The 20,091-nt window shown below is 55.4% G+C and carries 23 protein-coding genes and 2 pseudogenes; 17 read left to right on the top strand and 8 right to left on the bottom strand.

Going from position 1 to position 20,091, the window contains the following annotated elements:
* Position 1: 1 nt before the first annotated feature.
* From pdxA to FFS64_RS31705, 8 genes and pseudogenes are all read left to right on the top strand, one after another.
* A complete protein-coding gene (pdxA, locus tag FFS64_RS14210) occupies positions 2 to 1,003 on the top strand; it encodes a 4-hydroxythreonine-4-phosphate dehydrogenase PdxA (RefSeq protein WP_137805894.1) in 1,002 nt (333 codons plus the stop codon).
* Between the two features lie 55 nt (positions 1,004 to 1,058).
* Positions 1,059 to 1,832 carry a DeoR/GlpR family DNA-binding transcription regulator gene (locus FFS64_RS14205; protein ID WP_137805893.1) on the top strand — a complete coding sequence of 258 codons (774 nt, stop codon included), beginning with the start codon at positions 1,059 to 1,061 and terminating at the stop codon, positions 1,830 to 1,832.
* Positions 1,833 to 2,113: 281 nt separating this feature from the next.
* Positions 2,114 to 2,446: pseudogene (locus tag FFS64_RS14200) on the top strand (Fic/DOC family N-terminal domain-containing protein); the annotation flags it as partial.
* Positions 2,447 to 2,732: 286 nt separating this feature from the next.
* A complete protein-coding gene (locus FFS64_RS14195; RefSeq protein ID WP_095192344.1) occupies positions 2,733 to 2,951 on the top strand; it encodes a 4-oxalocrotonate tautomerase family protein in 219 nt (72 codons plus the stop codon).
* Positions 2,948 to 3,604: a DsbA family oxidoreductase gene (locus FFS64_RS14190; RefSeq protein ID WP_137805892.1), complete on the top strand. Its 657-nt coding sequence runs from the start codon at positions 2,948 to 2,950 to the stop codon at positions 3,602 to 3,604. The genes FFS64_RS14195 and FFS64_RS14190 overlap by 4 nt, the downstream gene beginning before the upstream one ends.
* Positions 3,605 to 3,646: 42 nt before the next feature.
* Positions 3,647 to 4,357 (top strand): SDR family NAD(P)-dependent oxidoreductase, encoded by a 711-nt coding sequence (locus FFS64_RS14185; RefSeq protein ID WP_137805891.1) that lies wholly within the window; start codon positions 3,647 to 3,649, stop codon positions 4,355 to 4,357.
* Positions 4,358 to 4,611: 254 nt separating this feature from the next.
* Positions 4,612 to 5,520, top strand: coding sequence for a hypothetical protein (locus FFS64_RS31710; protein ID WP_256660459.1), 909 nt, complete (start codon positions 4,612 to 4,614; stop codon positions 5,518 to 5,520).
* Positions 5,517 to 6,116, top strand: coding sequence for a hypothetical protein (locus FFS64_RS31705; RefSeq protein ID WP_256660458.1), 600 nt, complete (start codon positions 5,517 to 5,519; stop codon positions 6,114 to 6,116). The genes FFS64_RS31710 and FFS64_RS31705 overlap by 4 nt, the downstream gene beginning before the upstream one ends.
* A gap of 261 nt (positions 6,117 to 6,377) precedes the next feature.
* Here the strand turns inward: FFS64_RS31705 and FFS64_RS14165 are convergent, their stop codons facing one another.
* The 5 genes from FFS64_RS14165 to FFS64_RS14140 form a co-directional block, all read right to left on the bottom strand.
* The gene (locus tag FFS64_RS14165) at positions 6,378 to 6,539 is read right to left on the bottom strand and encodes a transposase (RefSeq protein ID WP_256660457.1); all 162 of its coding nucleotides are present in this window, start codon (positions 6,537 to 6,539) and stop codon (positions 6,378 to 6,380) included.
* Positions 6,540 to 6,847: 308 nt separating this feature from the next.
* Positions 6,848 to 7,540 carry a hypothetical protein gene (locus FFS64_RS14155; protein ID WP_137805888.1) on the bottom strand — a complete coding sequence of 231 codons (693 nt, stop codon included), beginning with the start codon at positions 7,538 to 7,540 and terminating at the stop codon, positions 6,848 to 6,850.
* Positions 7,541 to 7,783: 243 nt separating this feature from the next.
* Entirely contained in the window at positions 7,784 to 8,134 is a 351-nt protein-coding gene (locus FFS64_RS31295) for a hypothetical protein (protein WP_171017089.1), read from the bottom strand.
* 21 nt (positions 8,135 to 8,155) lie between these two features.
* Positions 8,156 to 9,685 (bottom strand): RDD family protein, encoded by a 1,530-nt coding sequence (locus FFS64_RS14145; protein WP_137805887.1) that lies wholly within the window; start codon positions 9,683 to 9,685, stop codon positions 8,156 to 8,158.
* Entirely contained in the window at positions 9,682 to 10,758 is a 1,077-nt protein-coding gene (locus FFS64_RS14140; RefSeq protein ID WP_137805886.1) for an RDD family protein, read from the bottom strand. The genes FFS64_RS14145 and FFS64_RS14140 overlap by 4 nt, the downstream gene beginning before the upstream one ends.
* A gap of 489 nt (positions 10,759 to 11,247) precedes the next feature.
* On the opposite strand from FFS64_RS14140, the gene FFS64_RS14135 reads away from it, so the two are divergent.
* Positions 11,248 to 11,859, top strand: coding sequence for a recombinase family protein (locus tag FFS64_RS14135; RefSeq protein WP_256660463.1), 612 nt, complete (start codon positions 11,248 to 11,250; stop codon positions 11,857 to 11,859).
* Here the strand turns inward: FFS64_RS14135 and FFS64_RS14130 are convergent.
* Complete coding sequence (locus tag FFS64_RS14130) at positions 11,842 to 12,744, bottom strand: FRG domain-containing protein (RefSeq protein WP_137805885.1); 903 nt, start codon at positions 12,742 to 12,744, stop codon at positions 11,842 to 11,844. The genes FFS64_RS14135 and FFS64_RS14130 overlap by 18 nt on opposite strands.
* Before the next feature lie 118 nt (positions 12,745 to 12,862).
* Here FFS64_RS14130 and FFS64_RS32190 point away from each other — a divergent pair, with 118 nt between their 5' ends.
* Positions 12,863 to 13,072, top strand: coding sequence for a hypothetical protein (locus FFS64_RS32190; RefSeq protein WP_372242173.1), 210 nt, complete (start codon positions 12,863 to 12,865; stop codon positions 13,070 to 13,072).
* 299 nt (positions 13,073 to 13,371) lie between these two features.
* Here FFS64_RS32190 and FFS64_RS14120 read toward each other — a convergent pair whose 3' ends face one another.
* The gene (locus FFS64_RS14120; protein ID WP_137805883.1) at positions 13,372 to 13,716 is read right to left on the bottom strand and encodes a hypothetical protein; all 345 of its coding nucleotides are present in this window, start codon (positions 13,714 to 13,716) and stop codon (positions 13,372 to 13,374) included.
* A 110-nt stretch (positions 13,717 to 13,826) separates the two neighbouring features.
* On the opposite strand from FFS64_RS14120, the gene FFS64_RS14115 reads away from it, so the two are divergent.
* From FFS64_RS14115 to FFS64_RS14100, 6 genes and pseudogenes are all read left to right on the top strand, one after another.
* Positions 13,827 to 15,392: a recombinase family protein gene (locus FFS64_RS14115; RefSeq protein ID WP_137805882.1), complete on the top strand. Its 1,566-nt coding sequence runs from the start codon at positions 13,827 to 13,829 to the stop codon at positions 15,390 to 15,392.
* Positions 15,389 to 16,300, top strand: a complete 912-nt coding sequence (locus FFS64_RS14110) for a ParB/RepB/Spo0J family partition protein (RefSeq protein ID WP_256660456.1) — start codon at positions 15,389 to 15,391, stop codon at positions 16,298 to 16,300. The genes FFS64_RS14115 and FFS64_RS14110 overlap by 4 nt, the downstream gene beginning before the upstream one ends.
* The gene (locus tag FFS64_RS14105) at positions 16,300 to 17,205 is read left to right on the top strand and encodes a plasmid partitioning protein RepB C-terminal domain-containing protein (RefSeq protein ID WP_137805881.1); all 906 of its coding nucleotides are present in this window, start codon (positions 16,300 to 16,302) and stop codon (positions 17,203 to 17,205) included. Before FFS64_RS14110 ends, FFS64_RS14105 begins: the two co-directional genes overlap by 1 nt.
* 49 nt (positions 17,206 to 17,254) lie before the next feature.
* The gene (locus FFS64_RS31290; protein ID WP_171017088.1) at positions 17,255 to 17,392 is read left to right on the top strand and encodes a hypothetical protein; all 138 of its coding nucleotides are present in this window, start codon (positions 17,255 to 17,257) and stop codon (positions 17,390 to 17,392) included.
* A gap of 79 nt (positions 17,393 to 17,471) precedes the next feature.
* A pseudogene (locus FFS64_RS31700) lies at positions 17,472 to 17,655 on the top strand (diguanylate cyclase); the annotation flags it as partial.
* A 195-nt stretch (positions 17,656 to 17,850) separates the two neighbouring features.
* The gene (locus FFS64_RS14100; protein ID WP_137805880.1) at positions 17,851 to 19,077 is read left to right on the top strand and encodes an RtcB family protein; all 1,227 of its coding nucleotides are present in this window, start codon (positions 17,851 to 17,853) and stop codon (positions 19,075 to 19,077) included.
* A gap of 218 nt (positions 19,078 to 19,295) precedes the next feature.
* On the opposite strand, the gene FFS64_RS14090 is transcribed toward FFS64_RS14100, so the two are convergent.
* Positions 19,296 to 19,631, bottom strand: a complete 336-nt coding sequence (locus FFS64_RS14090) for a hypothetical protein (RefSeq protein WP_137805879.1) — start codon at positions 19,629 to 19,631, stop codon at positions 19,296 to 19,298.
* A 256-nt stretch (positions 19,632 to 19,887) separates the two neighbouring features.
* On the opposite strand from FFS64_RS14090, the gene FFS64_RS31285 reads away from it, so the two are divergent.
* The gene (locus FFS64_RS31285) at positions 19,888 to 20,028 is read left to right on the top strand and encodes a hypothetical protein (protein WP_171017087.1); all 141 of its coding nucleotides are present in this window, start codon (positions 19,888 to 19,890) and stop codon (positions 20,026 to 20,028) included.
* Positions 20,029 to 20,091: the final 63 nt, after the last annotated feature.

The raw sequence follows: 20,091 nt of genomic DNA, 5'->3' as shown, positions 1-20,091 counted from the left end.
TATGAGCAACTACCTCCCCATCATTGGCATCACCATGGGCGACGCTTCGGGTGTCGGTCCGGAAATCATCGTCAAGAGCCTGACCCACGACATCGTCTACCAACAGTGCCGGCCGCTGGTGATCGGCGACGCGCGACGCCTGGAGCAGGCCAATGTGATCGTCGGCGGCAGCGCCAAAGTGCGCCGTATCGAGGACGCTTCCCAGGCGCGCTACGAGGCCGGCACCATCGACTGCATCGACCTCGACCTGATCCCCGGTGACTTGCCCTTTGGCGAGCTGTCGCCCATTGCCGGTGACGCCGCCTATCAGTACATCGCCCGTGCCGTGGAGCTGGCCGAGGCCAAGCAGATCGACGCGATCTGCACCGCTCCACTGAACAAGGAAGCGCTGCACGCCGGCGGTCACAAGTACCCTGGTCACACCGAAATGCTCGCGCACCTGACCCACGTCGACGAAGTGTCGATGATGCTGGTGGCGCCGCAGTTGCGGGTGATCCACGTCACGACCCACATCGGCATCATCGACGCGATCCGCAAAATCGAGCCGGGCCTGGTCCAGCGCACCATCGAACGCGGCAACGCCACATTGATCAAGGCCGGCATCGCCCGCCCGCGAATTGGCGTGTGCGGGATCAACCCGCATGCCGGTGAAAACGGCCTGTTCGGTTATGGCGAAGAGGAAGAAAAAATCATCCCGGCGGTGAAGCTGCTACAGGAACGTGGTCTCGACGTGACCGGCCCGTTGCCGGCCGACACGCTGTTCTTCCGCGCCGGACGCGGTGACTTCGACCTGGTGGTGGCGATGTATCACGACCAGGGCCATGGCCCGGTCAAAGTGCTGGGGCTGGAAGCCGGGGTCAACGTCACTGTCGGCCTGGAAGTGATCCGTACCTCGGTCGACCACGGCACCGCCTTCGATATCGCCGGCAAGGGCATCGCCGACGAACGCAGCCTGCTCGAAGCACTGCGTCAGGGCGCGGAGCTGGCCACGCGACGGGGATGAGCGGCGGCGGCGCTGTCGTGTAAGATCGACCACCGTCCAAACAACGAGACCCGCCATGAAAGTGTCCGAACGCCACCGCGCCATCCTCGAACTTGTGCGCATCGGGGATGCCAACGTCGAGCAATTGAGCGCGGCGCTCGGGGTTTCGGAAGCGACCGTGCGACGCGACCTGACCATGCTCGCCAAACAGCGACACCTGGTCCGCACCTACGGCGGCGCCACCGCGGTGGTGGGCATCCATGAGCCGGAAGCCTCGCTGGAAGAACGCAAGACCAGCCAGTGGGAACAGAAAGACGCCATCGCCCTTGCAGCAGCGGCCCACGTTCAGGACGGCGACACCGTCCTGCTCGACGGCGGCACCACCTGCGCCGCATTGGCCCATCACCTTTGCTCGCGCCAGGACGTGCACGTGGTCACCAACAACCTGCTCGCGGTGATGACCCTGGCCAACGCACCGGGCGTGCGCTTGACCCTGATCGGCGGTGACTTGCGCGGTTCGAGCATGAGTACGTTAGGACCGTTGGCAGAGCTGACGTTGAGCCGGTTGAGCGTCGACAAAGCCTTCCTCGGCGCGGACGGCGTCGTCGCGGAATTCGGCTTGTGCGAAGCGAGTGCGCAGCAGGCGTATCTCAAGGAATGCATCATCAAGCGTGCCGCCCAAATCGTCGTTCTCGCCGACACCGACAAACTGGGCCGCGCTCGCCAGCAACACTGGACGCCGATCGAGCGGGAGTGGCGGTTGATCACCGGCGCTACCGCCGATGAGGCTGCGCTTGCGCCGTTTCACGCGATTGCGCAAATCACTGTGGAAACCGTATCGGTCGATTGACCACTGCCCATTTGTGACGAGCGAGATTGCTCGCGCTGGGCTGCGTAGCGGCCCCAAAAATCTGATATCCCATGTGCAGATACCCTCGCCACAGCACTCATGTCGCCAAAATCAATTTTCGGTAACACGTGTCGCCAACATGTCGTCCGCGACGACACGTTCCCAAAACGTGTCGCAAAAAGTCGAAAATTGCGACGCGTTAAGCACTCATGCCTACACTGGCGACATGAGTGAGGGCTATCTCTGCTCAAAAAACATACAAAATGATCAGGATCGCATCCATGACCGAACCGCTGCTGCCATGGCAGGCTGAAAGGCCATACAACCAACTCCCACTGTTACCACCAGAAATTGAGCTGGAAACACGTGCCGTCCTCAAAAAATGCATTGAGGCACGGGCCGCATTGGCTGAGCTGAAACAGGCAGCAGAGTTGATTCCTAACCAGACCGTTCTGATCAATACCATTCCGTTGCTGGAAGCCAAGGCGAGCTCTGAAATAGAAAGCATCGTCACCACCACGGATCTGCTGTTCCAGCATGCCCAGGACACGGAAAACCACGCAGATCCGGCGACCAAAGAAGCGTTGCGCTATCGAACGGCACTGAGCCAAGGCTTGTGATTTGCAGACAACTTGAGAAATGCAACGTCAATCAGATAGCAGCAAGATAGACGATTAGTGGAAATATATAGCTGTTGGAAACAGATTGTTTTTACTAGCTGCTCCGTCCAAGCGCATATTCGTGTTGGGCGGAGTAAACTATTTAACGTCAACTATGACTAATTACACCACGTAACTAATGATGTTCCCGCCCCCACCTTTATCCTCTCCAGCGAACTCCCTACATTGAGCTCCAACACCTACCCATCACCCCGACGGGCAGGTCACTGGAGATTCCTCAATGCCTTTCGTAAGCGTACGCATTACCCGCGACGGCGTTACCACTGAGCAGAAAGCTCAGGTGATCGCCGAAATCACTGAAACACTGGAGCGCGTCCTCAACAAGCGCCCTGACCTGACCCACATCGTGATCGAGGAAGTCGACACCGATAACTGGGGCTACGCCGGGATCACCACCACTCAGTACCGCAAGCAACTGGCGCAAGAGGGGCAGTCATGACGGCGTCGGTGACCATCGATTTCATCTCCGATGTGGTGTGCCCATGGTGCGCCCTGGGCGCTACGGCGCTGGAGCAGGCGATCGAGAACGTGGCGGGTGAGGTGTCGGTTGAGCTGACCTACAAGCCCTTCGAACTGAACCCGAACATGCCGGCCGAAGGCGAAAAAGCCGTCGAGCACTTGATGCGCAAGTACGGGCGCACTGCTGAAGACGTCGCTTCCGGCAAGAAGATGCAGATCGAGCGCGGGGCGACCATTGGCTTCAAGTTCGACCTGGAGAAGCGCACGCATTTCTACAACACCTTCGATGCTCACCGTTTGTTGCTGTGGGCACTGGAAGAAGGGCGTCAGGTGGCGCTGAAGAAGATCCTGCTTCGCGCTTACTTCAGCGAAGGCCAGAACCCGAGTGATCAGCAGACGCTGGTGCGGTTGGCGGGTGAAGCGGGATTGGACGAGGACCGGGCGCGCGAGGTGTTGGTGTCAGGTGCCTTTGCCGAGGAAGTGCGTGAACTTGAAACGTTTTATCAGCAGCGCGGCATCAATTCGGTCCCGGCCATGGTGCTGAACGGCCGTCACCTGGTGTCCGGTTCGCAATCGGTCGAGTACTACGAACAAATGTTGAGACAAATGGCGACGGCCCCTGCTGAAGCCTGATTCATCGAATTTCAAATCCCACTATTGTTAGAGGTATACATCATGAGCCATTCGAAAAAAGTCATCGTCATCACTGGCGCATCCCAAGGTCTCGGCGACGGCATGGTCAAGGCCTTCCGTGAACTCGGCTACCAGATCGTCGCCACTTCGCGTTCGATCAAGCCGTCCACCGATCCGGACATCCTCACCGTGGCCGGCGACATCGGCGAACCAGAAACCGCCCAGCGCGTCATTCGCGAAGCCATCGCTCGTTTCGGACGTATCGATACTCTGGTCAACAACGCCGGTATCTTCATCGCCAAGCCGTTCACCCAATACACCGCTGAAGACTACGCCAATGTGTTGTCGGTCAACGTCAACGGCTTCTTCTACATCACCCAACTGGCCATTGCCGAGATGGAAAAAAATGGCAGCGGCCACGTCGTCAACATCACCACCAGCCTGGTTGATCACGCCATCGACGGTGTGCCATCGGTACTGGCCTCGCTGACCAAAGGTGGCCTGAACGCGGCGACCAAATCCCTGGCCATCGAATACGCCAAGCGCGGCATTCGGGTAAACGCAGTTTCGCCTGGCATCATCAAAACTCCGATGCACGGCGAAGAAACCCACGCCGCGCTGGGCGCCCTGCACCCGGTCGGTCACATGGGCGATATCGATGACATCGCCAACGCAGTCGTGTATCTGGACGGCGCCAAGTTTGTCACCGGCGAAATCCTGCACGTTGATGGCGGTCAGAGCGCGGGTCACTAAGACCTGGTTTTTCAACGGCAGAAACAACAAAGCCCTCGTATTGCTACGAGGGCTTTGTTTTTTTTGGGGGCGAGTGAAGTGATGAGCAGCATTTTCGGAAGCGTCTGACATACGCAGTGGCGACTTCTTGATGATCATTGGTTCTTTTCCGTGGCACGGGGTCACGGGAAGGTCACTGAAGGATTTCAAGTGGAGTACTTGAAGCTGCATCGCGATCAGGTTCACAACGGTCTGCCGGAAATGGACCGCCGTTGATGAGGGGCACACTGAAAAAGGTCTCTTTCGACGTTGATCGCGCATTCTGCATTTCATTGAGTGAGCGCGAAGACCGGCGCGCATTATTCGAGCAGACGGTCGCAACCCAGATTTCCAATCCAATTGATTTCTTCGTTACCGAACGCTGCCGCGACCCGGTCCAGGGATGTTATGAATCGCATCAGGCGCTCGCCAGAATGGCCCTGGCTGAAAATTGGCAAAGGATCCTGATCTTCGAGGACGACGCGAAACCCTACAAACTTCGCGCGATGCAGGTCCGATGGGTGAATCGGTTTGTACGGGGCAAAAAATTCCAGTCACTGCATCTGGGATACAGCATGGGCCGAACGTGGCTGACGTGGTTCCCATTCGTTGCACGGGGTGAAGTGGTTGCGCTCCATGCCTACATCATCTCTCGCGAAGGTTGCCAGGTCCTGGCCGAAACGCCTTACTCCGGCAAGCCGGTCGATGTCGTGTTCAAGCAGCAGATCAAACAGCATTGCGTGTTCCCCATGCTTTTTCGTCAGCACGGGGCGGCTGCGCACCTGCTCGGAACTCGTCCTGCCGTACTACTGGAAGAAGGGCATTTGGAGCCGCACGACCTTGTCGAGCTCGCCGATACGGACGTCGTGCTGGTGGCGGACATCATCCGCGCTAGCCCGGCGTGGATCGGCCGGCCTCACCGGGTCGATCAATCGGCCGAGATCCACACCGTGGAGGAAGTCAAGCCGCAACATTCCACCCACACCGCTGCTACGGCGTCACAGGCATGGCGAGAGGTAGATGCTGCACACACCAACCACCTGATGCGCTGCCTCTCCTGCCATGCACCAACGGGCCGTTACTGCGCGGCTGGTGTTGATCTGCGCCAGCGTTATAACAACACCCCGATGGAGGCGAGCGAATGAGTAATATCCCGGCAAAGAAGTTCGCCATGGCGGAGACGGAGGAGCAGGCCCTCGCCATTAATTATCTGACTCCGGAGTGCCTGGGCGCCGCATTGCTTGTCAGCAGTAACCTGATCGGCGAGACACCGTTTACCGAGGTCATCCTCGAATTGAGCCGGCAGACGGCTGCAATCAACAACGGTGACATGACTCAAGCAGAAAACATGCTAGTGGCGCAGGCGCACACTCTGAACGTTCTTTTCACGCAGCTCACGATTCGTGCGCTGTCGGCTAAACAAATGAGCGGGCTGGAGTCCTACATGCGTCTCGCACTTAAGGCTCAGAACCAGTCCCGGACCACCTTGCAGACCTTGGGCGAACTTAAAACCCCCAAGCAGGTCGCTTTCGTGAAGCAGGCGAACATCGGCAATCAGGTCCAGGTCAATAACGGCATCCAAGAAAAGCCCGCGCGCACGCGGAAAACCAAAAAAGCGCAGAACGAACTATTGGAGGTTGAGCATGGCGAACGGCTGGACACCCGAGCGACGGGCACGGCAGGCGGAGCTGATCCGGCAATGGCGACCTTGGGAGCAAAGCACCGGGCCGCGAAGCGCTGAGGGTAAGGCCGCTTCATCGCGCAATGCCTGGACAGGTGGGATGAGGACGCTGTTGCGAGAGTTGGCCGAAGAGCTGCGAGAGCAGGACAAGATCCGTCGCGAGATCCTAGACTGAGCGAAACGCCACGGATGGCGACAGCCAAGTGCTTACACGCCCCGAATTTGTTGACACGTATCACTTTGAGTTGTCCCGACAAAGTGCAACGAAAAATACCTTTCCTAAGCCCTGAAGTTAAGACTCGTCCGTTCCGTTTTGTCCGGTTATGTGTTGCACATGAGGTGCACCCGAATCCATTTATGGACGAGGTTCGCGTTAAGGCTGTGGCTGAGTGCGACGCTGGCAATCGAAGCGCCGGGCTGGGCACACTCTTGAATGACCTGGGCTTTGAAGGACTTGGAGTAGGAACGGCGTGTTGGCTGCATGAAATACCCGCTTAAAAGGCTAGAACTGGTGCCCACTTAAATTTAAGTGCACACCATGTCCTGGCTTTGCGGGGCTGGGTAGATGACTTGGCCGGACGGATACTTTCAGAGTTATCTGGCATGGGTATCGTCCTTGAGTAACTGATGTGGGAAGACTAGCTGAACTCGCCGCTGGCTGGAGCCACTTCTCCAGATCCGCTGACACCTGGGTAATTGCACTGACTTGAGCACCCATTTGCACCGGATTTGACCCGCCCCCTTAGCAAACATGACCGGCAGTGAACGGCCAGAACCATGACAAGGCACGGTTAAACACGAGGGAGCGACTCCGTATCAGGCTGGGGCTCCAGGTACCATACCCTATTACCAATAGTGAGCCGGTCTTTCCAGATACTGACATCCACCCAGTCTCTCAATCGCTTAGGCAGATGCTCGAGCTGTGTAGCTCTTATGGAGTATGTTTCATCCCAAGAACTCCCTGTGGCTGGGCAGATCACCACTTTGCCATTGCACGAAAAGCGAAGGACTTCGCCATCAAACCCAATCGAGACGAGTGCGTCCGCTTCAGTCGAACCTCCTATATCAAGCAGCTTTCTCAGCGCAACACGAAACCAATCCTTCTCAACCACGCAGTGGGGACGCGCGCTATAAGCTATTCGCTCGCGCACACCAGGAAGATGGGATGCCCAAGACCGCCCATCAGTCAGCCATGAAGTTGGCACATCCGGTACGAAATCAGCTCCGAGACCATGAGCTATCAATGCAACGCCTTGCTCGAACGACTCCACTTCCACGGGTAGCTGAAAATTTATCATCCTCAGAGAGCGTGTATTTGCAATTACACCACTGAACACAAAAACCTGCCTGAAGTATTGATTTGTCAACTGAACAGCCTCAAGGCGAAAGTTGCCAAAATCGTAAAAATACCCAGGCTGTCTGTCTGTAAGCGTCCAGTAGTCCTCCTGAAAAGGAAGGCTTTCAAGCAAGGCTCGAGTTTCCATGACTCTCCTCGAAGTTATTAGAGGTTTAATCCGTACGCAGATCGATCTTGCCGGCGACGGCGGCGGTGATCAGGGCGGAGCGACGTTCTTTTAGAACGTTCGATGCTGTGCTCGGTTTTGCTGAGAAGAACCTTCCAGGCACGCGGTGGCAATAGATGCGCTCTCAACAATGGTAGCCTGCTCTTCAGTTGACGGTGGCAATGCGATAATGCGGCTCGCAGCCAGGGCTACGAAGCGTGCTGGTCAAATCCGATGCAAATGACTGGTCAAGTCGAATACAAGTTGGAGAGCTTGACGCAGACGCTCGGCGTTGATGTCGTAGACTTGCTTAAGCTTTCTGGCGTTGATTGAAGTCTTTGGCGCTTCTTCGGGCCAAGTATTGCCTTCCATTACCCGAGCGGCACTCTCAAGCAGAAATCTACCTGTTGTTCGCCACCGTGCTGCTGCACTTGACGGCAGCACTGGTGCATAGGCTGGTGCGGCGTGATGGGGGCGTAGCATGTGGCCGGCGCGTAAAGATTCTAAACCGGTCAAATTTTTCCGCCCCGTCAATAAAACCGGTTCAGCGCCGGTTTTTTTGTATTTGCCAAACATGACAATGGAAGCGACCGGCTGTCACCGGAGCGTCGGTACAATCCGCGAGAGGAACGCGTGTTGTTCCAGGCTACCCAGTGCAGTACGGGATTCGGAATTTGCCCAAACGAGCAACCAGGAATATCGCTTCCCGCTCCGCACGATTATGCTTCCCTCCTGGCCGTCCGCCAGCAATTTGTAGTGAATATCACCACCCGGTAGCAGCTCTTTGCTCAATCGACGCTTGTTAGTGGTCAGTCTGGCGAATACCTGTTGGACTACATACTCGAGCTCGACCGAGCTATTTTTCGCAAGCCCTGCCACATAGGCTATATCCTTTTTATCCAAGCCTGTGAAGAGGTCTCCCGTCAAGCGGTAGAAGGTGTAGGTCACAAAGTCCCCTTCAGATACGTTCATCTCATGAAGCATCCAATCGCCAGGCAATTGGGCGATCTCACCGGTCAGCCCATTGCGCCAGAAATGCATATTGAGCTTACCGTTTCCGTCCTCGAAGGGCCCCGTCTCATTAACTAACCGTGCAGCTAGACCTTCGACGGCTTCGGTTGCATAACTGGATGTTTGCGCACTGGATGAAAACACCTTGTACACAACTGAACCGGCTTTACCTTTTAGAGAGATATCAACCTTCCCGAAGATCACGGAATCGGCACTGATACCACCATGGACAGTGCATTGGGTTTGGTTTTTTTTGTCGTAGAAGTTACCGGTCTGGATGACAACGAAGCCCATCTCCTGCAGATCGACTTCACCATTAATACAAAGTGATGTCGGTGGTAGGCGTTTCCACTGCACTGATAACCTGACCATATTGGCGTCGCCTTCACCGAAAGCAAATTTGGCGTCGTAGTAACCCAGATCCAAGTTCATGCGCTCGTGAACCAAACGCCACCGAGAGTCGAGCGTCAACTGGCTACCGGAAAGCTGATTCAGCCATATCCACTGCCCACTGATGTTTCGGCGCAAATCCTGGGACAATGTCGCCGAAGTAGAGGCAGTCCCCGACAACATCAATAAAGGCCCCATGTTTGCAAGCAACATAATGCTGATCCCCGCCACCCACACGGTCAGCTGTCGGCTAACGGCCGATGGCATTGTACGGATGGCGGTACTCTCTCCGCCCCTCTCCCAGGACACCGCCCGAGCGGTCGACAAGCGCCAGAACGTGCCTACTGCACAACCCAACGCTAATGGTCCAAGCCAGAACCCCATGCCCCACGTCACTACCTTCATTGCCCGCAGCAGGGCTGCTCTGAATCCTGGTGCTTCACCGGTCTGTACCTCACATACGCGCAGACCTACCACTACCTTGCCTGGCGTCGTCCCCAGCCCCCAGACAAGAAAGGTCTCGCCAACGATCTGGACGCAACTCACAGCCACTGCAGCGGTGACAAACCCCCAACGCCAATGCAAATCGGTCAACTGAACCGTGACGTACCACACCACGATGCCAGCCGGAACTTGCCATACACTATCCAACAGGCGGGCGACAACTCTGCGCCAGGTCAAAACGCCGGCCGTGTCCGGTGTCGTGGGCGATGTGCCGGCACTCATTGCGACATCCGGGTGGACTGGATCAGACCGAACGCCAGTCGATAGGCTTCATCCCTCAGAGCTGGCCTTGCCGCTATGGAATGAGCGATGCCAAGCGCCCAGGTATGCTTGCGCTCGGTAAACCACACAATGGCCGTACCACTCAGGTCAGCGGCGTTTTCATTAAAAACTGTTCGGGCCGAATAGAGGAGATCGAACCGAGGGTCCCCCAGAACATCCGGTCGCAGGTCCAGGCTGCCCTCGTCGTAATCAGTGTTCAGGAGCGAACGCAGGATTCCGTCCAGTTGCTCGAAGTTGCTGATCTCATCCGGCTGACTATAAAGGATCGAGTCAGGTGAAATTGCCAATCTCACCAGGCATAAACCATCATCCTGCGTGCAAGCAAAATTCACCATCAGTTCGCCAAACGGTGGCTGGTACGACGAATCCAGCACGCGCCAGCCAACAGGCAGGATCAGCACTTTGCCAGTCAAGGGGTTGACCCACCGCTCCTGAACATCGAACCCCACCTTTTTCATAAGGCGAATGACTATCGCAGGCGCGCTGTCCTGCACACCCATAAAACCAATAGCGACACTGGCCACTACCAGCGTCGTTACGAGCGCAGCGGATATCAGAGCCGTCACCAGCAGGCGTTGTCGTGTCAGGCGAGCGAACCAGACAGTGCATCCTTTGTCGTAGGGGGCGGGCTCTCGCCGCCAAAACAGCGATAGCAAAGAAATGCAGCCAATCGTCCCGTCAACGAATGCATCCGTGGTTCGATCCTGACGCTGGGATAATCCCAAGCGCTCCTCTTCCAGCGTCAGTACACGTATGCCTGCCAGCATCTCGCCCGGGGTTCTGCCAAAAACCAGCACAAACGCAATATCGGCGCTGACGATGAAGCCAAGCACCCAAAGCACCGACAGGAATGCCGGGACCAGCGCATCGAAGCGTAACGACCCGGGCAGGACGAAGAATGCGACCATAAAGGAAATGGAGACAAACAGCGTGAGGTCGACCGCTTTGGCGAGGCAGCGCCTGACCACGCAACTCAATGGGCTGGGTTGCTCGCCGGCCAGTCGTGCGCTCATTGGTGATCCTCCGCCGACTTTGGCTTCGAAGCCGTAGCTCAACTGCTTATGTGACGTCTACGGGGCTCTCTTTCAACTGGTAGATACAGAGTAAAGCTGATTTGATCGGAAATTTCCGATCCCGGCTCAACATTACCGACAGCAGGTTATGCCGCACCCTGCTGCGTCTGCCCCCGCCACTCAGTCGCCCCGCAGAATCAGCGCTCAAGCACCGCGCCGCCCTCGAGCACCACCCGCTGCGCGTCCTCCTGAATCCCGGCCCGTATCGGAACAACCCCGCTTGAATTTTCTACTGCATGATGGCCATTAACTTGCGACCGGGTACTAGCTTGCCGTCCCCACGCGAGGGCAGCCCAGTGTTCATTGCTGGATGACGCTAAGGTGACTGATTTAGCGGGTAGTCGTGGCCGCAGCGTCAACATCAGCCTTTGGATTGTCCTTTGGAAGATGCTCACATTGGGGAATATCGCAAGACGACATCCAGAGCAGATGGCGTGTTTCATCGATTCAAAAGGCTCCTCCCAGGCTTACCCTTCGTGTGATGAGCAATTCGCCACGGATCACAGCAAAGTTATTGCGAGTGTTTATCTGGAGAACGCAAGCGGCGCTACAGCAGACCGGCCCGAGTTGCTGCGCCTGCTGAAAGATGCGCGCAAGGGTGACGTCCTGCTGGTTGAGTCGATAGACCGCCTCTCACGCCTTCCAGTAGAAGACTGGCAAAAGCTTAAGGCTGCGATCGACTCCAAGGGGCTGCGGATCGTTGCGCTCGATCTGCCAACCAGTCACCAGGGAATGCAGGACACCAAAGGCGACGAGTTCACCGGGCGGATGCTGGGAGCGATCAACTCGATGCTGGTGGAAATGATGGCAGCCATTGCGCGCAAGGATTACGAGCAGCGCCGAGAGCGCCAGGCCCAAGGTATCGAGAAGGCTAAAGCAGCAGGCAAGTATCAGGGTCGGCCGGTCGATGAGGATCTGCATAAGCGAGTGAAAGAATTGCTGAAAGCTGGTTTGGGCATACGCGCTACAGCGCGGCACGCTAGCTGCTCAACCACCACCGTGCTGCGGATTAGGGATGATGCATCATTGTTGCCTAACTAGAATTTCGGTGCGATTCCAGAATTTTCGAGCCCCTTCGCTATTAAGGTCGTCTATAACGGCTCTCCCGGCACCGTCAGCAGTGGGGTAAACATTCGCTCCACTGAATCCAGCCTTACGACACAACTGAAGTAGTTTGACGGACTCATAAACTGGCAGGGTTAGCTTGATCATCGGCCCCGGGATATCGGCAAAGTATTCTTCCAATCCCTGGACTGAGAACTGCCCAGCCCGAAACCCCGAGTGTGGATGAACAGTAAACAAACCTCCCTGCGCGGCAAGGTGTCTACTGATAGCGCCTGGCGAACTGTGAAGAGTTATTTGGGGATGTAGCCCCAATTGATCACGGTTCATTGCCCAGATGGCTAGACGCTTCGTACCTGACCAGTTTGCATAGTCAGCTATCGCCGAACTCGCTGCGAAATAAAGGGCGGTGAATGGTTTGGTCGTCCAATCAAGTAAGCGCGTTGGCACTCCATGATGTTGGGCCATCGCCATCAAATCCAGTACGTGAGGATTCGGCCAAAGGGATGGATCTTTATAGTACCTATCGGCTGTCTGCGTATTGATAGCAAATTCGCGGAAGCCTTGGGAATCATTGGGAATGGAGATACCGATTGCGTCGCAATGAGCCACAAAGCCACTCAAGATGAGAAGCTCAAAAAACACCATTTCACTGGCATCGACCATATCTTCGTATGACGTAATCGGGGGCTGGTTACGAGGTCGGAGTATTGAGGGAATCAGCGACCAGCTCGCATCGCCCTGGCCACGGTAAATGAAATTCTCTGGCCCATCAGTCAGTTTGGCGGTTGGAGAAAGAGCCAGCCATAGATCTTCCGCCGTCTCAAAGCTGCGCTCAGTAAATGATGCGTGTTTTCTCGCCATACCACCCCCTTTAAGTAACACTCCCTTTTCGCACAAAAAAGCCCCGCTAGGTAAATCATAGCGAGGCTTTTGTCGGAACCGTTTGCTGCCACCCTGCTGTCACGAGAAATGCAGAGTAGTGCGCGATTGGCCTGATAGGCCTGAATTATATGGTGTCCAAGGGCAGGTTCGAACTGCCAACCTTCCCCTTAGGAGGATGGGTGCTGTCATTACGCTTTGGATTGAGCAGCGTGAATCGGGCGAGGTTGGAGGCAACGTGCGTGGAGCGCTGGAAACGATCAGCAAAAATGAGGAGTTCACGCTTGCGGTGCTCATGACACCGGAATGATTTCTTTCTGATAGAAGCAAGCGCCATATAGCTGCCCCTTGTGAGGGGCCGTTATCGGCCGATTCTGTTGAAAAAGTCGGTCTGCCCGAACTACCTCATCATTGACTGGTGAAAACGCCTGTTTTGCACGCCGCCACGTGAAATCCGAGTCCGGAAGCCTTTGCCAAATATAAAGATTTCAATCTCGGACGCGTACTTTTCTGATGCGCAAACCAAGGCCGACTTTTTCAACAGAATCGGCCAATAGCGGACACACATTCGACATGAAAGCTTCTGTATTTTCGGCCCGGTTACAAAGCTCATTCGCTAATCGTTAGGCACAAATCAATTCCCTCTACTGCCACCTGAAGCTTCTGCCTGAGTGTTGGGAGCTCCGATGCAGTAAGCGCATGCCGTCTTCCTGCCATACCAAGAAACGCAGCCAGGGCAAGGTCAGAGTGCTTGACCAGTGCCACCAAATGCTCGCCTCGCGGGCCATTACTCCCGGCCAGCCAATTCTTAACTGTCCGTTCGTTCGCGTTCGTCCAACGCATCAGTGTTTTCGTCGCCTGATGCGTTTCACCAAGTTCCGTATGAAGAGCTTTTGCGATCTCCGCTGCATACTGTTCTTGAGCCAGAAAAGAATTGCCCGTTTTCGTGAACATTTTTCTCTCCCCGGTCTTCTACCTTCAATAGAGCTATTTCGAAAACGCGGTGACTGATCACGGCGTTGATGTCGCCCTGGTAGCTGTGGGTTAGATTGAGGATGTTGTCGATGCACACGCTCATTGGCGCGGGTGATGCTCACAATGAATTAAGCACGAGCTTGGCGGCCGCGTATGTCCGCATGTCCACTGAGCACCAGCAGTACTCGACCGAAAATCAGCTCGACGTTATCCGCATTTATGCCGCCACTCACAGGCTTGAGATCGTTAAGGTCTACACGGATATGGGTAAAAGTGGCCTTCGCCTGGAGGGCCGAGATGCACTGAAGCAACTGTTCTTTGACGTGGAAACCGGTCGTGCCAACTACTCAACAGTTCTTGTCTATGACGTCAGCCGTTGGGGCCGCTTCCAAGACCCAGACGTCAGCGCCAGTTATGAAGTGCGCTGCCGCCAAGCTGGTGTCTCCGTTCAATACTGCGCAGAGCAATTCACCAACGACGGATCGCCAGTCTCAAACATCGTCAAAAGCGTGAAGCGGATGATGGCGGGTGAGTACAGCCGGGAACTATCAGTGAAAGTTTTTGCCGGGCAATCCCGACTGATAGAGCTTGGATATCGTCAAGGCGGGCCAGCAGGATTTGGGCTCAGGCGGCAATTAATCGACAGCAGCGGTTCGCCCAAAAACGAATTGAGCATAGGCGATCATAAAAGCATTCAAACAGACCGCGTGATTTTAGTACCAGGCCCACCGGGCGAAGTCGAAATGGTGCTGCACATCTACCGATTGTTCGTGGAGGAAGGCAGGAGCGAACGTGAGATTGCTGATTGGTTGAATGCTCGCGGCGTGCTCAATGACCGCTCTCGATTGTGGTCTAGGGGCACCGTTCATCAAGTATTGATCAACGAAAAGTATGTCGGCAATAACGTCTGGAACCACAGCTCGTTCAAACTGAAACAGACGCGAACACGAAACCCACCTGAAGAATGGGTTCGAGCTAATGGTGCCTTCAGCCCGATTGTCAGTTCAATCTTGTTTCAAGCAGCCCAATCGATCATCCAAACGCGCTCATACCGAATGCCGGATGACGAAATGCTGCACGTATTGAAAGCCGTCTATGAACGTCGAGGTTTTTTGTCAGCGCTTGTCATTGATGAGACTGAGGGGTGTCCCTCAAGTAGTGCCTACCAGCATCGCTTTGGAAGCTTGCTCCGCTGTTACGCCCTGATCGGATACACCCCAGCGCGCGATTACCAGTATATCGAAGCCAACAAACGACTTCGCAAGATGCACCCACTGTTACTTCAGCAAACGACTATGAAAATCGCAGAGGTGGGTGGTCATGTAGCGGTTGACCCCAGCACCGACCTCATGTTGGTTAATCAAGAGTTGTCCATTTCCCTTGTGCTCTGTCGCTGCCAAGTTTCCATGGCTGGCTATAAGCGATGGAACATTCGTTTCGACTTAGGCCTGAATCCTGACCTGACCGTCGCAGTACGAATGAAAGAGCTCGAAGAAGCAGCCCATGACTACTACATTCTGCCCACCATTGACATGGAATCACCCCACCTACGCCTAGCGGAGAGCAACCAGGCAAGCCTCGAGATTTACCGGTTCGACACATTGGATATCCTTTCGGAACTGACGCGCCGCGCTGATTACAGGAGGGTGGCATGACAGTTATTCAAACCCCTCGCAGAGCTTGGATGCATGTCGCAGAAGAGTCGACGATTCGTCTCATTTCACTTGAAGATATCCGAGTGTTAAATCCTCGGGCACGCAACAAACAGGTCTTCGCCAAACTGGTTGAGAACATCTCAGCGTTAGGCCTGAAGCGCCCGATTACAGTCGCTCCCACAACCAACGGTACTGAGGCGTTTGAGATTGTTTGTGGTCAGGGGCGCTTTGAAGCATTTCAAGCATTAGGTGAGAAGAAAATCCCCTGCATCGTTGTGAGCGCCAGTGAGGCGGATCGATACTTAATCGGTCTGGTGGAGAATTTAGCGCGAAGGAAGCACTCCAATCGCGAGCTTTTGACTGCGATCCAGATTCTCTCGGAACGAGGCTACACCTGTCAGCAGATAGCCAGTAAAACCTGTCTCGATAGTGGCTACATACAAGGCATTCTTGTGTTGCTACGCCAAGGTGAGGAGCGGCTTATTGCTGCGGTCGAGAAAGGATGGTTGTCTATCAAGCTGGCGATTGACATTGCCCGCTCTAAAGACAGCGACGTCCAACAGGCCATGATTGATGCCTACGAAAGCGGATTGCTTAAAGGCGAGCAGCTGATGAAGGTACGCCGACTGATTGATAGACGGAAAACCTTCGGCAAGCAGTATGGGCAAATGCCGGCAAGCAAAGAGAGAACGACACCCCAGAAGCTTCTTAACACCTATCAAAAGGAAGTTCGACGTCAGAAAGTGATGATCAAAAAGTCGGACATAAATGAACAACGGTTGCTGATCATCGTTACGGCCATGCGCAAATTAATGGCCGATGATTATTTCAGCACCCTGCTTCGCACCGAAGAAATTCCTGATTTGCCAAAGCCCCTAGCAGACCGAATATTTGGGGAGAAACAGTGATGGCAGAAATCAAGCAGGCATTCGAGCAACGTGTCATTGCGATTCCTCTAGAGCAGATCCTTCCATCGCGAAAGGTCGAGCACCTGATAGCTGGTAGTAAAAAATACGCCTGCATTTTGAGTTCAATAAAGGAGTTAGGTGTGATCGAACCATTGGTGGTTCATCCCAAGCAGGTCATCGCCGACGGAATATCTTCGTTCATGCTTTTGGATGGTCATCTTCGGCTAGAAGCACTCAAGTCACTCGGTGCGACTGAGGCGCTATGTCTGATTTCTACCGACGACGAGGGCTTTACCTACAACCGGCAAATCAACCGGTTAACGCCGATTGAAGAACATAAAATGATTGTCTCTGCGTTGAAAAAAGGTATCGAAGCGTCTCGCATTGCTACGGTATTAGGGATCAATGTGGATCGAGTCCACGACAGAGAGAATTTACTTCGAGGCATCGCACCAGAGGCGGCGGAGATGCTGAAGGTTCGCATGGTTTCGCAAGATGTATTTCGCTCGCTTCGTCAGATGAAGCCGATTCGGCAGATCGAAACAGTAGAAATGATGATCTCGGCCAACTGCTTCACCCGGAATTACGCACGTATGGTGTTAGCTGCTTCTCGGCCCGAAATGCTGATTGAACGAAAGAAAAAGCCTACCCATGAGGTCAGTGCAGTGGATATCGCCCGTATGGAGCGGGAGATGGAAAACCTACAACATGACTACAAGCAAGTCGAGGACACCCTGGGAGAAACGATGTTGGTTTTGGTTGTAGCAAAAGGATATCTCATGCGCCTTCTTCGCAATCAGGCAATTGCCCTTTATATGACACACCACTACGCAGAATTGCTTGAAGAGCTTGTCTCGATAATGGAGGCAGTGACTTCGGATGCCCGGCAGCTTGAACGGGAATAACACCTTGACGTTGAAGGACTACTATCTTCATTTCCACGGAGGAATAACGATGTCCAATGAAGATCTGCTCCCTTCGCTGCTTTTCAAAATCAACCAAAACCAGCTTGCCCTTGAAGCCGCCATCATGGAGCTCACGCTCTGGGTAGAGCACCATGGATCATGCGCCGATTCAAATACAGTTAGATGAGAGGGATTCGTGGTGAGTGGTCGAAGCGACAAGCTGAACCTGGATGGGCTGTCCAATACAGAAGCGCTCAACATCATCGCTATGTTGGTCGATCAGTCGTATTCGAACAGAACTGCACTACCAACAGGTGTTGGGACGAGTTCTTCGGCGCAAGGGTGAGGCTGACGACCAGGCGTGGTTGTTTGTGTTAGCGAAGCCAACGCTCCAGCATTTTTCCCTGCGTATTGCCGATGACTTGCCAGAAGATATGGCGGTTCTGAGCTATGCTCATGCGCCTTACACGGATGCCTGTTCGACAGCTGATGATAGTGCTGCCGGCAGACAAGATGGGGAGCTTGAAAATTGTGGCTCCGCATTTACCAGTGTCCTATCACCAGCAAGCAGGGCGAGCTGGCTTGCCAGCGATAGGGCCCGCCAGAACACTGTAAAATATTCCTGCCCCCGCGGAGGAATCTCCCATGCCAACCCCCACCTACGAACTCCTGGAAGTCCCTGGCGGCAAGCCGATCAAGCTCTGGACCCACGGCGTGCCTGTCGAACCCGAGGCCAGGGCCCAACTGATCGCCACCGCGAAGATGCCCTTCATCTTCAAGCACCTGGCCGTGATGCCCGACGTGCACCTTGGCAAGGGCTCGACCATCGGCAGCGTGGTCCCGACCGTCGGCGCCATCATCCCGGCCGCTGTGGGAGTGGACATCGGTTGCGGCATGATCGCCGCGTGCACCTCACTGACCGCCGCCGACCTGCCGGATAACCTGGGCCGCCTGCGCAGCGCCATCGAGAAAGCCGTACCCCACGGACGCAGCTTCGGCCGAAACAAGCGCGACACGGGAGCCTGGGACAACGTACCCGGCTCGGCGGAGCATGCCTGGAGAGCGCTGGCCGGGCGCTTCAAGGCGATCACCGACAAGTACCCGCGCCTGGAAAAGACCAACAATCGCCAGCATCTGGGCACCCTGGGTACCGGCAACCATTTCATCGAAGTCTGCCTGGATGAAGCCAACCGTGTCTGGTTCATGTTACACAGCGGTTCACGCGGGGTCGGCAACGCCATCGGCTGCCTGTTCATCGAACTGGCCCAGGCCGACATGCGCCAGCACATCGCCAACCTGCCCCATCGCGACCTGGCCTATTTAGAGGAAGGCAGCCGGCACTTCACCGATTATGTGGAAGCCGTAGGTTGGGCCCAGGATTTCGCCCGGCAGAACCGCGCCTTGATGATGCACGCGGTCATCGGCGCGGCGCGCCAGGTCATTGCCAAGCCCTTTGATGCAGAACTGGAGGCAGTGAACTGCCACCACAATTACGTGCAAAAGGAGTGGCACTTCGGCAGGGAGGTATTGGTCACCCGCAAGGGCGCGGTGTCGGCGCAAATGGGTGAACTGGGGATCATCCCGGGCTCCATGGGCGCCAAGAGCTTCATCGTCCGCGGGCTGGGCAACGAGGAGTCGTTCTGCTCCTGCAGCCACGGCGCGGGCCGCGTCATGAGCCGGACCCAGGCGAAAAAGCTGTTCACCGTCGCCGACCAGATCCGTGCCACCGCGCATGTCGAGTGTCGCAAGGACGCTGACGTGATCGACGAAATCCCGATGGCCTACAAGGACATCGACCGCGTCATGGAAGCCCAGCGCGAGATGGTGGAAGTCGTGCACACCCTGCGCCAGGTGGTGTGTGTAAAGGGATAGTTGAGCGCTGTCTCAGGCGTCCTTCGCAGCAGAAAACCGTTACACCTTCCGCACAGGCCCCGGGTACTGCGCGACCATTGCATCAGCCGTCAGCAGCGTTATCCCCTCAACCATCGCCTGCGCCACCAGGATGCGGTCAAACGAAACGGGTCCTGGTGCATGGGCGGCAGCCCGTCGTGACCGGCAGAAAGCGGCCAGAAGCGACCCTTCGAGGGTGTCTACGGTATTGGGGGTAGTCCAACCAAAGCACCTATCTTCCTTAGCTTTTCTTCGTTGCTGGTGCCTGCGTCTTTTACCAAGCCTTTTACCTCATGTAGTGCCTTCTGCTGTTCCTCAAGATTAACAAGTAACCCACGAATTATTGGGATGATGTCCGCTTTATCAAAGCACACCGTACAAACGGCTTTGCGCTCCGTGCCATCCTTGTTGATATCAAACCCAATACCGGTGCCATTGGCTATGGAAGCTTCTAGCTCCTCAGAGTCGATGGTGGAGACCAACTCGTGGGTGCTGTGCCAGAACGGCTTGCTGCTAGGCCCGCGATAAATCCTCATGAGTGTGTTCCCCGCAATATAGCAACGACGTGGCTAGATCAGCATGCAGCCAATGTGAAAAGCAATGGGCGGATCGAGGTGCAACCTTCGACATGGCCGGGAGCTTCATGTGCGCTCAACTACTATTAGGCGACATGCCATGTCGCATTTCTTGTCGCGATGGCGGGTCGTATAACATTACTAGTCGCCCTATAAGTCTTCGTCTAGCTTAGACGTAGTCGAGGCAAATGCGACATTGCTCAGGGAGAAGCACAACATGGATGACGGCAAGCCCAGCGGTCCTCTTGAGACGAAAGCAGCATTAGTGACGCTACCCATTTGCCATCTCCATGTTCACCGTCCCCTGTTGGCCGATTCTGTTGAAAAAGTCGGTCTGCCCGAACTACCTCATCATTGACTGGTGAAAACGCCTGTTTTGCACGCCGCCACGTGAAATCCGAGTCCGGAAGCCTTTGCCAAA

Origin of the sequence: Pseudomonas sp. G(2018), from assembly GCF_005502415.1 — a bacterium.
In the GTDB taxonomy this organism is placed as follows: domain Bacteria; phylum Pseudomonadota; class Gammaproteobacteria; order Pseudomonadales; family Pseudomonadaceae; genus Aquipseudomonas.
Note: the sequence above shows the minus strand (reverse complement) of the source record. Positions and strands in the feature narration are given on the sequence as shown.

Coding starts and splice junctions, on each gene's coding strand:
- pdxA (WP_137805894.1), top strand. CDS start 2: ATGAGCAACTACCTCCCCATCATTGGCATCACCATGGGCGACGCTTCG.
- FFS64_RS14205 (WP_137805893.1), top strand. CDS start 1,059: ATGAAAGTGTCCGAACGCCACCGCGCCATCCTCGAACTTGTGCGCATC.
- FFS64_RS14195 (WP_095192344.1), top strand. CDS start 2,733: ATGCCTTTCGTAAGCGTACGCATTACCCGCGACGGCGTTACCACTGAG.
- FFS64_RS14190 (WP_137805892.1), top strand. CDS start 2,948: ATGACGGCGTCGGTGACCATCGATTTCATCTCCGATGTGGTGTGCCCA.
- FFS64_RS14185 (WP_137805891.1), top strand. CDS start 3,647: ATGAGCCATTCGAAAAAAGTCATCGTCATCACTGGCGCATCCCAAGGT.
- FFS64_RS31710 (WP_256660459.1), top strand. CDS start 4,612: ATGAGGGGCACACTGAAAAAGGTCTCTTTCGACGTTGATCGCGCATTC.
- FFS64_RS31705 (WP_256660458.1), top strand. CDS start 5,517: ATGAGTAATATCCCGGCAAAGAAGTTCGCCATGGCGGAGACGGAGGAG.
- FFS64_RS14165 (WP_256660457.1), bottom strand. CDS start 6,539: ATGCAGCCAACACGCCGTTCCTACTCCAAGTCCTTCAAAGCCCAGGTC.
- FFS64_RS14155 (WP_137805888.1), bottom strand. CDS start 7,540: ATGGAAACTCGAGCCTTGCTTGAAAGCCTTCCTTTTCAGGAGGACTAC.
- FFS64_RS31295 (WP_171017089.1), bottom strand. CDS start 8,134: ATGTTTGGCAAATACAAAAAAACCGGCGCTGAACCGGTTTTATTGACG.
- FFS64_RS14145 (WP_137805887.1), bottom strand. CDS start 9,685: ATGAGTGCCGGCACATCGCCCACGACACCGGACACGGCCGGCGTTTTG.
- FFS64_RS14140 (WP_137805886.1), bottom strand. CDS start 10,758: ATGAGCGCACGACTGGCCGGCGAGCAACCCAGCCCATTGAGTTGCGTG.
- FFS64_RS14135 (WP_256660463.1), top strand. CDS start 11,248: ATGGCGTGTTTCATCGATTCAAAAGGCTCCTCCCAGGCTTACCCTTCG.
- FFS64_RS14130 (WP_137805885.1), bottom strand. CDS start 12,744: ATGGCGAGAAAACACGCATCATTTACTGAGCGCAGCTTTGAGACGGCG.
- FFS64_RS14120 (WP_137805883.1), bottom strand. CDS start 13,716: ATGTTCACGAAAACGGGCAATTCTTTTCTGGCTCAAGAACAGTATGCA.
- FFS64_RS14115 (WP_137805882.1), top strand. CDS start 13,827: ATGCACACGCTCATTGGCGCGGGTGATGCTCACAATGAATTAAGCACG.
- FFS64_RS14110 (WP_256660456.1), top strand. CDS start 15,389: ATGACAGTTATTCAAACCCCTCGCAGAGCTTGGATGCATGTCGCAGAA.
- FFS64_RS14105 (WP_137805881.1), top strand. CDS start 16,300: ATGGCAGAAATCAAGCAGGCATTCGAGCAACGTGTCATTGCGATTCCT.
- FFS64_RS31290 (WP_171017088.1), top strand. CDS start 17,255: ATGTCCAATGAAGATCTGCTCCCTTCGCTGCTTTTCAAAATCAACCAA.
- FFS64_RS14100 (WP_137805880.1), top strand. CDS start 17,851: ATGCCAACCCCCACCTACGAACTCCTGGAAGTCCCTGGCGGCAAGCCG.
- FFS64_RS14090 (WP_137805879.1), bottom strand. CDS start 19,631: ATGAGGATTTATCGCGGGCCTAGCAGCAAGCCGTTCTGGCACAGCACC.
- FFS64_RS31285 (WP_171017087.1), top strand. CDS start 19,888: ATGGATGACGGCAAGCCCAGCGGTCCTCTTGAGACGAAAGCAGCATTA.